The sequence below is a fragment of the Actinomadura macra NBRC 14102 genome (assembly GCF_001552215.1).
GTDB classification, from domain to species: domain Bacteria; phylum Actinomycetota; class Actinomycetes; order Streptosporangiales; family Streptosporangiaceae; genus Spirillospora; species Spirillospora macra.
In genome coordinates this window covers 517,749-533,362 of the sequence record NZ_BCQT01000004.1, presented here as the reverse complement: position 1 = coordinate 533,362, position 15,614 = coordinate 517,749, and the positions used below count along the sequence as shown (strand labels likewise).

The 15,614-nt window shown below is 72.9% G+C and carries 11 protein-coding genes and 1 pseudogene; 7 read left to right on the top strand and 5 right to left on the bottom strand.

Going from position 1 to position 15,614, the window contains the following annotated elements; translation table 11 throughout:
• The first annotated feature begins 50 nt into the window (after window positions 1–50).
• From AMA02S_RS07245 to AMA02S_RS43995, 5 genes and pseudogenes are all read left to right on the top strand, one after another.
• Window positions 51–1,817 carry an MmpA family trehalose lipid delivery protein gene (locus AMA02S_RS07245; RefSeq protein WP_067453473.1) on the top strand — a complete coding sequence of 589 codons (1,767 nt, stop codon included), beginning with the start codon at window positions 51–53 and terminating at the stop codon, window positions 1,815–1,817.
• Window positions 1,817–1,948 (top strand): hypothetical protein, encoded by a 132-nt coding sequence (locus tag AMA02S_RS44620; RefSeq protein ID WP_281181848.1) that lies wholly within the window; start codon window positions 1,817–1,819, stop codon window positions 1,946–1,948. Before AMA02S_RS07245 ends, AMA02S_RS44620 begins: the two co-directional genes overlap by 1 nt.
• A gap of 12 nt (window positions 1,949–1,960) precedes the next feature.
• Complete coding sequence (locus AMA02S_RS07240; RefSeq protein ID WP_084264775.1) at window positions 1,961–2,797, top strand: glycosyltransferase; 837 nt, start codon at window positions 1,961–1,963, stop codon at window positions 2,795–2,797.
• Window positions 2,794–3,963, top strand: coding sequence for a glycosyltransferase family 4 protein (locus AMA02S_RS07235; protein ID WP_067453471.1), 1,170 nt, complete (start codon window positions 2,794–2,796; stop codon window positions 3,961–3,963). Before AMA02S_RS07240 ends, AMA02S_RS07235 begins: the two co-directional genes overlap by 4 nt.
• Before the next feature lie 138 nt (window positions 3,964–4,101).
• Window positions 4,102–7,302 (top strand): annotated as a pseudogene (locus tag AMA02S_RS43995) (alpha-(1->3)-arabinofuranosyltransferase domain-containing protein); the annotation flags it as partial.
• 1,069 nt (window positions 7,303–8,371) lie between these two features.
• Here the strand turns inward: AMA02S_RS43995 and AMA02S_RS43990 are convergent.
• Window positions 8,372–9,643 carry an acyltransferase family protein gene (locus AMA02S_RS43990; RefSeq protein ID WP_067453467.1) on the bottom strand — a complete coding sequence of 424 codons (1,272 nt, stop codon included), beginning with the start codon at window positions 9,641–9,643 and terminating at the stop codon, window positions 8,372–8,374.
• Window positions 9,640–10,425 carry a class I SAM-dependent methyltransferase gene (locus AMA02S_RS07225; protein WP_067453465.1) on the bottom strand — a complete coding sequence of 262 codons (786 nt, stop codon included), beginning with the start codon at window positions 10,423–10,425 and terminating at the stop codon, window positions 9,640–9,642. Before AMA02S_RS07225 ends, AMA02S_RS43990 begins: the two co-directional genes overlap by 4 nt.
• A gap of 212 nt (window positions 10,426–10,637) precedes the next feature.
• On the opposite strand from AMA02S_RS07225, the gene pgfA reads away from it, so the two are divergent.
• Complete coding sequence (gene pgfA / locus AMA02S_RS07220; RefSeq protein ID WP_067453462.1) at window positions 10,638–11,708, top strand: cell envelope lipid trafficking protein PgfA; 1,071 nt, start codon at window positions 10,638–10,640, stop codon at window positions 11,706–11,708.
• Between the two features lie 115 nt (window positions 11,709–11,823).
• On the top strand, window positions 11,824–12,933 hold the full coding sequence (locus AMA02S_RS07215) for an NAD(P)H-dependent flavin oxidoreductase (protein WP_067453460.1): 1,110 nt from the start codon (window positions 11,824–11,826) through the stop codon (window positions 12,931–12,933).
• A 105-nt stretch (window positions 12,934–13,038) separates the two neighbouring features.
• Here the strand turns inward: AMA02S_RS07215 and AMA02S_RS07210 are convergent, their stop codons facing one another.
• The 3 genes from AMA02S_RS07210 to AMA02S_RS07200 all read right to left on the bottom strand — a co-directional run bounded on the left by AMA02S_RS07210 (window position 13,039) and on the right by AMA02S_RS07200 (window position 15,451).
• Window positions 13,039–13,521: a hypothetical protein gene (locus tag AMA02S_RS07210; RefSeq protein ID WP_157430437.1), complete on the bottom strand. Its 483-nt coding sequence runs from the start codon at window positions 13,519–13,521 to the stop codon at window positions 13,039–13,041.
• A gap of 84 nt (window positions 13,522–13,605) precedes the next feature.
• Window positions 13,606–14,490, bottom strand: coding sequence for an NAD(P)-dependent oxidoreductase (locus AMA02S_RS07205; protein WP_067453455.1), 885 nt, complete (start codon window positions 14,488–14,490; stop codon window positions 13,606–13,608).
• Between the two features lie 100 nt (window positions 14,491–14,590).
• A complete protein-coding gene (locus tag AMA02S_RS07200) occupies window positions 14,591–15,451 on the bottom strand; it encodes a crotonase/enoyl-CoA hydratase family protein (RefSeq protein ID WP_174550937.1) in 861 nt (286 codons plus the stop codon).
• Window positions 15,452–15,614: the final 163 nt, after the last annotated feature.

The window sequence follows — 15,614 nt, the reverse complement described above, 5'->3', positions numbered from 1 at the left end:
TCTCGTCTCCCGCGCGATGACCCGAACCCGTCAGGTAGCGTCCAAGCGCGATGGACGGGCGAACCCCCTCGAACGACCGGACGCGGCATCTGGTGCCCGCGCTGACCGGGCTGGGTCTCGGGCTCGCGGCCCTGGGGCCCGGGCTCGCGCCCGGCTTCGTCCTGTCGTACGACATGGTGTTCGTGCCCGATCCGGCGTTCACCCCGATGACGTTCGGGCTGACCGGGACCGTCCCGCGGCACGTGCCGAGCGACGCGTTCGTCACGGCGCTCGCGACGGTCGTCCCGGCGGACGCGGTCCAGAAGCTCGTCCTGCTGGCGATCTTCGTGATGGCGTGCACGGCGGCGGCGTCGCTCGTCCCGTCCCGCCGCCTCCTGCCCCGCCTGGCCGCCGGGGTCTGCTACGCGTGGAACCCGTTCGTCGCGGAACGGTTGCTGCTCGGCCAGTGGGCACTCCTGCTCGGCTACGCCGCGCTGCCCTGGGTGATGGCGGCGGCGGCCCGGACCGATGAGCCCCGCGGCGGGCGCCGTCTCGTCCGCGCCCTGATCCCGGCGGCGATCGGCGGTTTCGCGGCGCTGACCGTCTCCGCTCTCGCCGCCCTGACCGTGGCCATGGTCACCGGCGCGGGCGCGGAGGCGGGCACGAGCACGGGCACGGGCACGAGCACGAGCAGGTGGGCGGGCAGGGCGAAGGCAGGGGTTCGGGTGGTCGCGGCCGTGGTGGGCCTAAGCCTGTCGTGGCTGGTGCCGGGGCTGCTGCGTCCGGCCGGGATGCCCGAGGACGGCGGGGCCGTGGCGGCGTTCGCGGCCCGCGCCGACACCCCGTTCGGAGCCCTGGGCAGCCTCCTGTCGCTGGGCGGTGTCTGGAACGGCGAGACCGTCCCGGCCGGTTATGGCGCTCCCGTGACCGCGACCATCTGGCTCCTCCTGATCGGTGTGGCCCTCGCCGCCTACCTGAGAACGGGCAGAGGCATGGGGTTGGGGGCGGCGGGTCTGGTGGGGTTCGGCGTGGCGGGTTTGGCAGTGATGGCGGGCGGTGTGCTCGAAGGGCTGATCGACCTGTGGGCGGGGTTCGCCGTACTGCGCGACGGGCAGCAGTACGTGGCACCACTGGCCGTCGTGGTCGCGGTGGGCCTCGGGATGGCCGCCGACCGGGCTGCGGAGGCGCGGCTGCCGATGGTCGCCCCGGCGGCCGTCCTCGCGCCGCTGCTCCTGCTGCCGACGCTGGCGTGGGGCGCAGCCGGGGAGTTGCGGGCCGTCCGGTACCCGGCGGACTGGGCGCACGCGCGGCAGATCATCGACGGTGACCGCGCACCCGGTGACGTGCTGGTGTTGCCGTGGGCGGCCTACCGCAGCTACCCCTGGAACCACGGCCGCCGCGTCCTCGACCCGCTGCCGCGCTACCTGCACCGGCGCGTGATCGTGAACGATGCCGTCACCGTGGCCGGGAGGGCGGGCACGACCGTCGCGACGGAGGACCCTCGGGCCGTCCGGCTGGGACGGATCGCGGCGACGGGGGCACCGCCCGCCGCGACACTGCGCGATGCCGGCGTCCGGTACGTCGTGGTGGACGCCGCGCTGACTGCCAATGCCCCGTCCGGCGGGGTGGAGGTACTGCGGGGCGCTGACCTGGCCGTCTACCGGATCGACGGGGCGCGCCCTGACCCGGAACAGCGGGTGCCAGTGGTGCCGGTGGTGGTTGTGTGGGCTGCCGTATGCATTCTCGTTTTCTGGTCAACCCTGGCCTCAAGGACTACTCTGAGCCTCTCATTACTCGGCGGTATCCACCCCCACAACTCCCGTCGAAGGGTCAACTGATGCGTATCGCCATCGCTGCTCTGATCGGTGTCCTGCTGGCCACCGGTGCCTCCCTCGGTGCAGTACAGCTCGCCAGTGCCTCCCAGAAGGACCCCGTCATCAAGCCGTTGTACAACTACGGCTCCCGCTGACCGCGCGTCCTGATGGGGCCACGGCGTAACGGCCCCGCTCCCCTGGAGATCGTCGTCCCCGCGTACAACGAGGCCGGTCGGCTTCCGCGGGGGCTGGGCCTGCTCAGCGACAAACTCGCCGGACTTCCGGCGCGCGCGCAGATCCTCGTCGTGGACAATGCCAGCACCGACGGGACGGCGGAGATGGTCCGTTCCTGGCGCGGCCCTGTCCCCGTACGGCTCCTGCGCTGCGAGCGTCGAGGTAAGGGCGCGGCCGTCCGCACCGGCCTCCTCGCGACGTCCGCTCCGTACATCGGTTTCATGGACGCGGACATGGCCACCGACCTCGCCGCGCTGGACGACGCGCTCGTCCTGCTGCGTGAGGGCCGCCCGGTCGTGGTGGGGTCAAGGCGCCACGGTCGGTCGGTCGTCGAGGGCTACGCGCTGCCCGTCCGGCGGCTCGGTGCCCTCACCTTCAACCGGATCGTCCGCGACATCGCGGGCGGCCTCACCGACACCCAGTGCGGGTTCAAGTTCTTCGCCGGCCCGCTGGGCCGCGCGGCGGCGGCCGACCTGCGCACCACCGGGTTCTCCTTCGACGTCGAACTCCTCGCGCACTGCGTCCGGCGCGGCGCGACGGTGACGGACATCCCCGTGGTCTGGCGTGACCGTCCGGGATCGACGTTCTCGGTACGGCGGCACTCGTTGCAGTGCTTCATCGACCTGGCCTTCATTCGCGCACGCGCCGGACGCGCCGGTCCGGTCCCCGTGACGGTCTCCGATGTGGCCGCTGCCGCCGATCCGGTTCCGGATCCGGTCGCTCTGCCCGAGGACAACCTTCCTTCCACGTCGAGCGCCGGACCGGGATGAGCGCGTGCGCCCAGGCCGGTGACGCCGCTGTGACGGGCCTCCGGCTGGCGGTCGTCAACTGGCGCGATCCGTGGCATCCGGCGGCCGGCGGTGCCGAACGCTATGCCTGGGAACTGGCGCGCAGGCTGGCGGAGCGCGGTGCGCACGTCCGCTACGTGACGTGCAAGGCGCCGGGGCAGAAACGCCGGGACCGGATCGAGGGCGTGACGTTCATCCGCCTGGGCGGACGTTTCACCGTCTACCCGCTGGTGCTGGTGTGGATGCTCGTGCGCCGCCGGTCGTTCGACGCGGTCATCGACTGCCAGAACGGCATCCCGTTCTTCAGCCCGTGGGTCCTGCCCCGCCGGGTGCCGGTGTTCTGCGTGATCCACCACGTGCACGACACGCAGTTCGGTCTTTACTTTCCGTCCTGGCTGGCCTGGCTCGGGCAAAAGCTGGAAGGACCGGTCAGCCGCTGGACGTACCGGCGGCACGCGTACGTGGTCGTCTCCCCGTCCACGTTGCGGGCCGTCCGCGAAAGGCTGGCGTGGACAGGTCCCGCCTATGTCATCCCCAACGGCTCCCTGCCTCCGGCAAGCGCCGACGGGTCCGCGCTGGGGCCGGTGGGTGATCCGGAACTGGTCTGCGTGACGCGGCTCGTCCCGCACAAGCGTCTCGATCTCCTCCTCGACCTCGCCGAGCGGCTGGCCGAGCGCCATCCCGGTCTCACGCTGCACGTCATCGGGGACGGGCCGGAGGCGGCCGCGCTCGCGGACGGGATCGCCGGGCGCGGGCTCGACGGTACGGTGATCGCTCACGGCTATGTCCCCGAGGGGGTCAAGACCGCCCTCGTCGCCCGCGCCGACCTGCATCTCAGTACGTCCCAGGGGGAGGGCTGGGGGCTCAGCGTGATCGAGGCCGCCGCGCTCGGCGTGCCGACCGTCGCGCGTAATGTGGACGGGCTGCGCGACGCCGTCCGCGACGGCGTCACCGGCTGGCTGACCAGCGCGGACGAGGACACGACGGAGATCACCGAGCGTGCTCTGAAGGAGCTTTCCGACCCGGTGCGGCGCGCGAGGGTCGCGGCGGCGTGCCGCGCGTGGGCGGCGGAGTTCGACTGGGAGCGGACCACCGGGCGGATGGCGGGGCTCCTCGCGGGCGCCGTCGGGCATCGGGGACGGGCCTGACGGAACAGGGCCTGACGGAACAGGGATTGACGGAACAGGGATTGACGGAACAGGGCCGACGGACAGGGCGCGAGGAAAGACAGCGCGAAGGAACACGGCGCGAGGGAAGCCGGCGCGAGGGAAGGGGGCTGGGGCGAGATGGCCGTGGGAGAGGCCGACCGGCCACGCGTCGGCGCGCCCCGCGAGCCCGCCCCGACCAGCTGGCCGACCAGACCTCCGACCGGACCTCCGACCAGGCCCGTGAGCACATTCCCGGACGGCGCGGAGGCGGCCGGGCGGCTGCGCGAGCGGCTCCGCGTGACCGCCTGCTGCCTGGCGCTGGTGGCGCTGGCGTTCGGCAGCCGTCCGGGCGCCATCCTCGCCGACACCAAGATCGACATGGCGGTGAACCCGCTCGGCTTTCTCGGGCGGGCGCTGCACCTGTGGGATCCCGAGCAGTTCGGGCAGCTCCAGAACCAGGCGGTCGGCTACCTGTTCCCGATGGGGCCCTTCTACGCGCTCGGCGACCTGGCCGGGCTGCCGCCGTGGATCACCCAGCGGCTGTGGCTGTCGCTGCTGATGTGCCTGGCGTTCACCGGCACGTGGCGGCTCGCCGGGCGGCTCGGTCTGGGCGGCCCCACCGCCCGCGCGGTGGCCGCGATGGCGTACACGCTGGCGCCGAACGGGCTGGCGACGCTCGGCCAGATCTCCTCGGAGTACCTGCCCGTCGCGATGCTGCCATGGATCGTTCTCCCGCTGGTGGCGGCGGCGTCGGGCGAGACCGGGCGGGTGCGGGCGGCGGCCCGGTCGGGGCTGGCCGTCGCCTGCTGCGGCGGCATCAACGCCACGGCGACCATCGCCGTCCTGGTCGTGCCGCTGCTGTACCTGGCGACGCGGCCGCGCGGGGCGTTGCGGCTCCGGCTGCTGGCGTGGTGGTCGGCGGCGGTGGGCGCGGCGACCGCGTGGTGGCTCGTCCCGCTGCTGCTCACCGGGACGTACGGGTTCTCCTGGCTGACCTACACCGAGAAGGCGTCGACGACGACCGGGCCCACCGGCCTGGTCAACGTGCTGCGCGGCGCGGAACGCTGGGTCAACTACCTGGTCGTGGACGGGCAGGTCTGGTGGCCGGTCGGGCACGGGCTGTCGCTGAGCCCGCTGCCCGTCCTGTGCACGGGCGCGGTCGCGGCCCTCGGCCTCGCCGGGCTGCTCGGACGGCTGCTCCCCGAGCGGACGTTCCTGCTGGTGACGCTGCTGGCCGGGCTGGCGATCGTGTCGACGGGCCACCTCAGCGACCTCCCCGGCCCGTTCGCCTCGCAGCTGCGCGACCTGCTGGACGGCCCGCTCGCGCCGCTGCGCAACCTGCACAAGTTCGACGTGGTCGTCCGGCTCCCGCTGACGCTCGGCCTGGCGCACCTGCCGGCCGTGTCGGACAGGCGCGTCGTCGGACGGGCATGGGGCGCCCTGGTGAGCGTCCCGGCGGTCGCGGTCATCGCGCTCGGCGGGATCGGCGCGACGGCGGTCTCGCACGGGCTGTCCGGGCCGGGCGACTTCAAGCAGGTGCCCCGCTACTGGCGGGACGCGGCGTCGTGGCTGAACGCGCGGGCCGGGCACCAGGGCGTGCTGGCCGTCCCCGGGGCGCCGTTCGGGGAGTACCTGTGGGGCCGTCCGATGGACGACATCGTCCAGCCGCTGCTCACGGCCCGGTGGGGCGTCCGGCAGCTCGTCCCGGCCGGGTCGCCCGGCTACACGCGGGCGCTGGACGCGGTCGAGCAGCAGGTCCGCTCGGGACAGGCCTCGCCGGGCCTCGCCCGGTTCCTCGGCCGGATGGGCGTCCGCTACGTCCTGGTCCGCAATGACCTGCGGCGGGAGACGCTGCGCGGTGGCCTGCCGGCGCGGCTGCACCAGGCGCTGGACGGGTCGCCCGGCCTGCGCCGTGCCGCCGCGTTCGGCCCTCCGGTCGGCGGCGACCTCGTCGACGACGCCGTGTCGGCGGTGGACCAGCGGTACCCGGCCCTGGAGGTCTACGAGGTGGACGGCGCGGTGGCCGTCGCGGGCCTCGCCGCCGCGTCCCGTCCGGTGCGCGTCTACGGGGGGCCGGAGTCGCTGCTGGCGATGGCCGACGACGGCGCGCTCCCGGCCGGACCCGTCCTGCTCAACGACGATGCGCCCGACCTGCGGGGGGCGCCGGTCGTGACCGACTCGCCCCGGTTGCTGCGCCGCAACTTCGGGGAACTGCACCAGACCTCCCCGACCCTCGCCTCCGGCGGTGCCACCCTCGCCCCGGGCGGTGCGCCCCGCGCCGCCGACGTGCTCGACGACGGCTGGGACCGCTACACCACCCACGCCACCTATGGCGGTGGCGTCCGCGACGTGACCGCGTCCACCTCGCGCGGCGGCGACGACGCGATCCCGCAGGGGCGCGATCCCGGCGCCATCCCGTTCGCGGCGCTGGACGGCGACCCGTCCACGTCCTGGCAGACCGGCGGCTGGGAGGGGCCGGTCGGGCAGTGGCTGCGCGTCGACCTCGACGGGCCTCGCGCCGTGCCGGCCCTGTCCGCCTCGTTCGTCCAGGACCCCACCGCCGGACCGGCCGTGTCGCGCGTGGCCGTGGAGACCGAGCGGGGCAGGCTGGAGCAGGCCGTCCAGCCGATCCCGACCGCGCAGCCGCTTCGCGCACCGGACGGCCCGACGCGCTGGCTGCGGATACGCGTCCTCGGTGTCGCCTCCGTGCCCGCCGTGCCCGCGCTCACCCGCGCCGGGATCGCCGAGCTGTCCATCGGCGGCGTGCGCCCGTCCCGCACCTACACGCTGCCCGCGCCCGCCGGGCTGGACGGGCCCGCGACGTACGCGATGAGCCGCATGCCCGGCACCGCGTCCGACTGCATGAAGGGCAGCCTGCGCTGGGTGTGCTCGCCGTCCCTCGGTACCCGGGACGAGGAGGGGTACGGCTTCGACCGGACGTTCACGGCCGCGGCGCCCGGCCGCGTGCCCCTCACCGGAACGGCCGTGCTCACCGATCGGCGGCTGATCGAGCGGTACACGGCGGTCAAGGGGCAGCCGACCGTCACCGCGACGTCCACCCTCTCCCCCCACCCGGCCGACCAGCCGAGATCGGCGTTCGACGGGGACCCCGCCACGGCCTGGATCGCCGCGGAGCAGGACACCGCGCCCGCGTTCACCGTCCTATGGAAAGGCCGCAGGCGCGTCTCCGCGCTGACGCTGAGCCGCCCGCCGGGGGCGTCGGGCCCGGTCCGGGTCCGCGTCGAAGGGCGGGGCGGCGCGACCCGCGAGGTCCTGTCGGACGCGCGGGGAAGGCTGGCCTTCGCGCCGCTGACCACCGACCGTCTCACCCTCACCCTTCGCAAGGACGCGCGGCTCCAGCCGGTACAGCTGGCGGACGTCACCGTCCCCGGCGTCCGTCCGTTCCGTGATGTCCGGACCTCCCCGCTCCAGCTTCCCTGCGGGTTCGGGCCCAAGCTGCGGATCGGGGGGAGGGCCGTCGAGACCAAGGTCAGCGGCACGCTCGGCGACCTGCTCACCGGGAGCCCGCTACGGTTCGCGGCCTGCCGCGAGGTGCGCCTCGCCGCCGGGGCGAACCAGCTGACGGCCGTCCCGCTCGACTCCTACCGCGTCGAGACCGTCACCGCCGGCGATACCGGCCGCCCGGAGACCACGGGCCGCCAGGAGAGCGCGGGTCGTCAGGAGAGCGCGGGTCGTCAGGAGACCGGCGGCCCGCGGCCGGTGACCGTGCGGGAATGGGGCCCCGGAACACGCACGCTCGACGTGGACGCCGCCGAGCCGTCCTTCCTCATGGTGAACGAGAACTACAACGCCGGATGGCGCGCCAGCGTCGGCGGCACCGAACTGCGGGCCGTCCGGCTCGACGGGTGGAAGCAGGGCTGGGTGGTACCCGCCGGGACCAAGGGCGTCGTCCGGCTCACCTACGGGCCCGACCGCTCGCAGCGCGCCGCGGTCGCCGCCGGACTCGCCCTGCTGGTGGTCCTGCTGGTCGCCGCCGTCCGGCCGGGCGCGCGGCGCGGCCCCCGCCCGCGCGCCCTCGTCGCCGGGACGGGCTGGCCCGCGTGGGCGGCCATCGCGCTCGCCGCCGTCCTCGGCGGCTGGATCGCCGGACCGGCCGGGCTCGCCGTCACGATCGCGGTCGCGGCGGGCTGCGGCTGGGCGCGCACCCGCCGGTCCCGCGCCGCGCGGGCCCTGGCCTCGCCCTGGACGGCCGCGCTCGCCCTGACCGCCGGAGCGGGCTGCCTCGCGGCGGGCGCGCGGCTGGGCGTGCTCGGCAACCCCGCCGCGCCGTCCGGCGTGCTCGGCGACATCGCGCCCCAACTACTCGGCCTTGCCGTCGCCGGGCGGATCGCCGCCGAGCTATGGCGACCCCGCCCATCCTCAGGCGGCGCCACCGGCAGGATCGAACTCAATTGGACGAAGCCGTCGAAGCCGTCGAAGTCGGCGGAGCCGTCGGGGCCGCCGGGGCCTCGGCCGGCGACGTCGCCGAGCCGCGGGGAGAACGGCGGCGGGCCAGGCCCTGCACCGGCCGCTCCACCAGGTAGTAGCTCAGCGTCGCCGCTGCGATGGACGCCGCCGCCATCAGCGGCAGATCCGTCGCCACGTCCCCCCGGAACACCCGGTCCGCCGCCGAGTACCAGCTGACGATGATCAGCGTCTGCCACAGGAACAGGCCATAGGAGATCCGGCCGAGGAACCGCATCACCGGGTTGCCGAGGATCGCCTCCAGCGCCGGATGCCCCGCCGGGGCCAGCGCCACCGGCGCGACCAGCGCCGCCGCGCACAGCCCGCTCAGGACGAGGTCGAACAGCGACGTCCAGAACGCGTCCGGCGTCTGGAGGCTGACCGGCCCCGTCACCGGCGTGGACACGACCACGTACAGCGCCGCCGCACCCGCCCAGCACGCCGCCCACGAGTCCGCGACGGCCCGGCACAGCGCCGCCACCGGCCGCCGCTCGTCCAGCCGAGCCCACACCGTCAGCACGGCGAGCGCCATCCCGATCGCGAACCATGCGAAGAACCGCGGCGGCCACAGCCCCATCCGCGGATGCGTGCCGTGGACGAACATCGCCGCCGTGTAGGGCAGCGACAGCGCCGCGTACGCGCCGATCCCGCACAGCAGCCGCCGCGCCCGCACCCCGACATCATCGCCGCCGGCGCGCCGCGCGTACCAGCCGAGGACCACCGCGGTGAGCGGCAGCGTGGCGTACCAGCCGACCTCGGCGACGAGGCTCCAGACCTGCCCGAGGTGCGCGGGCCCGAGGTCGCCGTCCCACCACGGGTTCGGCAGGTAGGTCTGCGTGAGCGTCAGCAGCGAGGCCCACGTGCCGGGGTCACCGACGTGCTCGCGTCCGGCCGTGGCCAGGTAGCAGACGATCATGACCCAGTAGGCGGGCAGGATGCGCAGCGCGCGCTTGCGGACGTACTCGCGCGGCTTCGGGGCCGCCCGCCCGTCCAGCGCGGCGGCAGCCCAGGGGCGGTAGAGCAGCAGGCCCGACAGCGTGAAGAAGATCGGCACCCCGATCTGTCCGCCGTTGTACAGCCACCACGCACCGGACGGGTCGAGGGTCGCGCCCGCCGAACCGGCCACATGGAATGTCAGGACCGCCAGCGCGGCCACGGCGCGGAGCCCGTCGAAGGTGTTCTGATGCCCGGAGATGGGCGGCGCCTCCGGGTTCATGGCCCGTCCGTCTTGCGCAGGACGAGCACCAGGTTCCAGGTGGCGAACTCTCTGACGCCCGGAATCCGCACGATTACCCCGGCCCAGCGCGGGTGGTAGCGCGGCACCGCGTCCAGGACCTGCACGTCGTCGCGTCCGCGCGCCCAGGAGAGCGCGGCCGACACGGAAACGGGGTGCAGGCTCTGGCCATACCTGTTCTTGGGCGGACTACCCGTGCGCCGCTCGTACCTGCGTGCCGCCCTGTCGCCGCCCAGGTAATGCCAGGGGGAGGTCTCGTGGCCGCCCCACGGGGACAGCCAGTTCGTGAATGACAGGAACACCGTTCCGCCCCGCCGGGTCACCCGCACCATCTCCGCGGCCATCCGCCACGGGTCGGGGACGTGTTCCAGCACGTTGGACGAGAAGCAGACATCGGCCGAGCCCGTCCGGAAGGGAAGGGCCAGGGCACTGGCCACCAGGGTTCCTGTCGACGGCGTCCCGTGTGCGGTCAGTTCGGAGAGATCGTGGTCGATGCCGACACAACGCGCACCTGCCGCCGTCAGTGCGCGCGCAAAGAAGCCGGCTCCGGTGCCCACATCCACCACGGTCGCACCGTCGAGAGTGGTGTAGTCGCCGAGTTGCGCGACGGTGTCGCTGGCCATCAAATCGTAGAAGTACGCAGGGTCCTGTTGTTCGCGGCGGAACGCGCTGAGCAGGCGTACCGACCGCGCCAGCGTCGCCCGGTGCCGCGACCCGCGCTCCTCGGGCACGCGCCCGTGCGGAACAAGGGGCGCCGAGGCCATGGCCACCTCACCGGGGTCGCGAGCAGAGAAGAGCAGAGACGGGCAGAGAAGAGCAGAGACGGGAGGAAACGCACGCCGGAGCTTACCGGCCGGTACATCCCCTGCGTCGCCTGGGGCGAATCGCTATTGGACGGGCGGTGCGAAAGGTACTGTAGGGTAACCCGGCTGGACGTGGCCCCCGGCCGCGCGACATCGGCAGCCCGGAGGTGTTCATGCGGCGACCGGTCGGCCTGATCCTGATCGCCTTGGGCGCCTTCTTCCTCTCGCTCGCGCCTCTGGTCCGGTTCTACGTGGCCGACCGGGTGGTCGTGGCGCCGCTGAACCGCTACCAGCTCACCCGCCTTGAGGCGACGAACGCCGCCTACTTCGACGCCGCGACGCTGAAGCTCAAGAACGGTGTCAGCCTCACGGCGATCAACACCGTCCGTGGTGACGTCCGCGCCAACGAGGGCAACGACAACGTGGCAGTCTGGGACTCCACGACCAACATCTACGACAAGTCCGACCCGGACAAGCCCATCCAGATCCAGGGCTACCGCATCGCCTTCGACCGGCGGACCGCCGAGCTGGTCACCTGCTGCGGCGCCAACGTCGACGGCGACAACACCGTGAAGATGTCGGGTTACGGCCTGCTGTTCCCGCTCGCCGACGTGCAGAAGCGCGACTACCCGTTCTTCGACATGACGACCAAGCAGCCGGCTCCGATGCGCTTCAACGGGGTCGAGGAGGTGCAGGGCCTCACGGCCTACCGCTTCACCCAGCACATCCCGCTGACCAGGACCGCCGCGCTCGACACCCGGATTCCCGGGAGGCTGCTCGGGTTGGGCGACAAGAGCAAGGACCGGAAGGTCGACCGCTACACCGAGGCGTACAACACCGTCTGGGTCGACCCGCGCACGGGCATCCCGGTCAAGCACCGCGAGAACATCCGCAGCACCGTCCGGACGCCGGACGGCAAGGGCAGGATGGTCGTCGCGCAGGCCGACCTCGTCACCGTCCCGAAAGACCAGCGGGGCTTGGTCGACATGGCGAACGGCGCCGCGCTCCAGATCGGCCTGGTGCGCGTCTACATCCCGGGCGCGGCCGTCCTCGGCGCCCTGATGATGCTGCTGGTCGGGAGCGTCCTCGGCTTCGGCCGTGGAGCCCCGCCGCCGCCCGAGACGCCGCGCCGTCCGGACGGCAGGTTCGGTGACATGGCCCTGTCGCCGAAGCCGGGGTCCGGGCCGTCCCCGGCGCCAGCGCAGCCCCGGCGTCCGGAGCCGCGTTCCACCCGTCGCGGCTGACGTACCGTCCCTGATACCTGTTCTAGCCACACTTGGATTACCTCCATCCTGAGGCGAGCTAACCCCTAACTAGAACCTGTTGCAGTTCTGTTCGGACGCGCCTAGGGTCGGGGCTGTGCGGACACGAGTCACCGAACTGTTCGGCATCGAGTACCCGATCTTCGCGTTCAGCCACTGCCGCGATGTGGTCGCGGCCGTGAGCCGCGCCGGCGGCATGGGCGTCCTCGGCGCCCTCTACTTCACCCCCGAAGAACTCGAACGGGAGCTCACGTGGATCGACACGCACGTCGGCGGCCGACCCTACGGCGTGGACGTCGTGATGCCCGCCGCCTACGAGGGCGCCGACCTTGGTGACGCCGATGAACTGCTCGGCAGGCTCCAGGGCATGATCCCCGCCGGACATCGCCGGTTCCTGGCGGACCTGCTCGCCGAACACGGTGTCGAGCCGTCCACCGGGAGCGCCGGCCGGGCACTGCTCGGCTGGACGGACCAGACCGCACGTCCCCAGGTCGAGGTCGCGCTCGGCCACCCCATCGCGCTGCTGGCCAACGCGCTCGGCCCGCCCCCGGCCGACGTCGTCGCCCGGGCACACGCGCACGGCGTCAAGGTCGCGGGCCTCGTCTCCACCGCCCGGCACGCCCGCAAGCAGGTGGAGGTGGGCGTCGACATCATCGTCGCGCAGGGCACCGAGGCCGGCGGGCACACCGGCGACGTCGCCACGATGGTCCTCGTCCCCGAGGTCGTGGACGCGGTCGGCGCCGGGACCATCGTCCTCGCGGCGGGCGGCATCGGCCGGGGCCGGCAGATGGCCGCGGGCCTCGCGCTCGGCGCCGAGGGGGTCTGGACCGGCTCGATCTGGCTGACGGTGGACGAGGCGGACACCCCCGAGCGCGCCCTCCCCAAGCTGCTCGGGGCCACCTCCCGCGACACCGTCCGGTCCCGCGCCTGGACGGGCAAGCCCGCCCGCTTCCTCAGGACCGCGTGGACGGACGCCTGGGAGAGCGAGCAGTCCCCGGGCTGCCTGCCGATGCCGATGCAGTTCATGCTGATCGCGGACGCGCTGCCGCGCATCGCCCGCTCCGGCGACGGCGAACTGGTCACCTTTCCGGTCGGGCAGATCGTCGGCTCGATGAACCGGGTCACGCCCGCCGCCCAGGTCGTCTTCGACCTCATCGACGAGTACGTCGAGGCGGTCGAGCGCCTCAACTCGATCACCGGGGGCTGACCGGGACCACGCGATCCTGCGCGCGTCGCCCCAGAGCGCGTTGTCTCAGAGCGCGCCGTCTCAGCGCGCGTTGTCTCAGAGCGCGCCGCCTCAGAGCGCGCCGCCTCAGAAGCGGGTCATCCATGACAGGGTGCGTGCGAGCGCGTAGTACACGACCCCCGCGATAGCCCAGTTGATGTACAACTGCTCGTCCGGGTTGGAGCGTGTGAACACGTCGTGGAACGGGGTTGCGAGCCACCGTCCGGCGTCGAGCGTGGCGTCCACGATCGTGTTGCCCGGGTTGGCGTCCCCCCAGGTCAGCAGCATCCCGAGCGCGAGGATCACCACGGCGGCCCAGCCGACCGCCAGGATCATCATGCTGATCGGGTTGTGCCGGCTGCGCCGCCACCGGCGCGGCTTCCGGGTGGCGACGGCGGTCGTCCCCGCATGCTCGCCGGTCGGCCCGGGCTCCGTTCCCGTGGGTTCTGTTCGTGTCGGCTCTGTTTGTCCCGACCCTGCCCGCCGGGTCCAGAGCCGCCGCCCGGGCGTCGTCTCGTCGCCGGTCTCCTGGGGCTTGCGTCTGATGTGCCGTCCTATGTGAAGGGCCATGACCGTCATTCCTCCTATGCCTTCCGGTCGGGCTCCTGCCACAGCGCGTTCACTCGAAACCGCACGGCGAATTTCGGACAGCCGTTATGGCTTCCCAAAGTGATCCACCAATCGCGAATAGCTGTCGTCCGCGTAGCCTCCCTCGATCGCCGCGGCCACGAGATCCCGGGTGAAGCCGGGGAGTTCCGCGTCGACGCCCCGCGCCCGGCTCTCCCTGACCAGGTCCTCGACGGACGGCAGGTGGTGCCGGAGCGCACCGTACGGAGCGGCGTGCTCGCCCCGGTCGACCTCAGCGGCGATCGACGGCAGGAACGACAGCAGCGCGGAGACGGACGCGCCCGCGCCGTCCAGGAAACGCTCGGCTTCGATCCCCTCGCTGGCCAGCAGGGCGGCCGCGTGCAGAAAACCGTTGAGCGTCCCCCACATCGTGCCGTGCACCGCCATCCCGTACAGGACGGGCACGCCGGGGTCGGCCGCGACGAGGCGGCCACGCCCGCCGAGGAGCCGGAGCGTGGTGCGGTGGCGGTCGTACGCGGGTTCGGAACCGCCGTAGAACACCACCGAGTCCGCGTGCCCGATGCCGGGCGCGATCGTCATGATCTGTCCGTGCAGGTACTCGGCGCCCTGCGCGGTGACCCAGTCCGCCACCGCCCGGACCTCCGCGGACGTCCCGTCGGTCAGGTTGAGGACGGTCCGTCCGCCGAGCGTGCCCGCCGCCGGCTCCAGGAGCCGCTGCACGGTGTCGTTGCCCTTCACGCTCACCACCACGAGCCGCCCGGCGGCGACGGCCTCCCGGACGTCCGGCGCCGACCGCGCCCCCCTGGCCGCCAGGTCGCCCGCCTTGCCCGCCGTGCGGTTCCAGACGGTCGTCGGATGCCCGCCGTCCAGGAACGCGCCCGCCAGCGCGTGCCCCATCTCCCCCAAACCGATCACGGTCACGGTGTGGGTGTTCTCAGCAGCGTCCGTCATGGTCGCGTCCTCGTCTCTCGTCGCCGTTGCCGGTTCTTCGATCGAGAGCGACGCTAGGAACTCAACCAGGCTTGAGGTCAAATCCCGGAGTACCGACAGGTCACGCGCCCTGGAAGATGGGCCGGCGCTTCTCCCTGAAGGCGCGGGCGCCCTCCTTGGCGTCCTCGGAGCCGATGACGGGCCAGCCGATCTCGTCGGAGACCCTGAGCGCCTCCTCCTCGGGGAGGTGCTGGGTCTCGCGGTACGTGCGGAGGATCGCCTGGACGGCCAGCGGTCCGCACCCGGCGATCTGTTCCGCCAGCTCGCGGGCGGCGGCGAGGGCCTGCCCGTCCGGGACGATCGTGTTGATGAGCCCCATGGCGAGGGCTTCCCGGGGGCTCACCGGACGGGCCGTGAGCAGGATGTCCATGGCGTTGGCGTAACCGATCTGGCGGGGGAGCCGGATCGCGCTGCCACCCATCGGGAACAGGCCGCGCTTCGCCTCGTACAGGCCGAGGGTCGCGCCCTCGGCGACGACGCGCAGATCAGTGCCGACGAGCAGTTCGGTGCCACCCGCGACGGCGTGGCCTTCGACGGCGCAGATGAGCGGCTTGGTCGGCCGGCCCTCGCGCAGCAGGCCCTTCCAGTGGAAGTCGGGGATGCGTGCCATGCGCTCCCTGATCCGGGGGTCCGACGGCGGCCGCCCCATGGCCTTGAGGTCGGCGCCCGCGCAGAACGTCCCGCCGGCACCGGTGAGGATGCCCGCGCGCACCTGCGGGGTCTCCGACATGTACGCCCAGGCGTCGGCGAGTCCGACGAGCATCGTGGTGCTGAGCGCGTTGCGCGCCTCGGGGCGTTTCATCGTGACGATCACGATGTGACCGTCGCGCTCGACGACACAGTGCTCGGTACTGATCGGCAGCCGCTCCACCAGTTCCTCCAGGACGAAAGGAGAATGAGAACAGATTCTAGGAACAATCATCCCTTATTTATAGGGGTTGAACTGCAAAACGAGAACGTGATCTACTTTAGCCGCCGGGTGCCGGCGCGCGTCGGTGCTCACCCTGACCACCGTGCTCGCGTGAGGGAGATCCGATGGGGTCGTTGGGCCGCTCCTCAGACGCAAGCTCAGAGACCCGTACTGG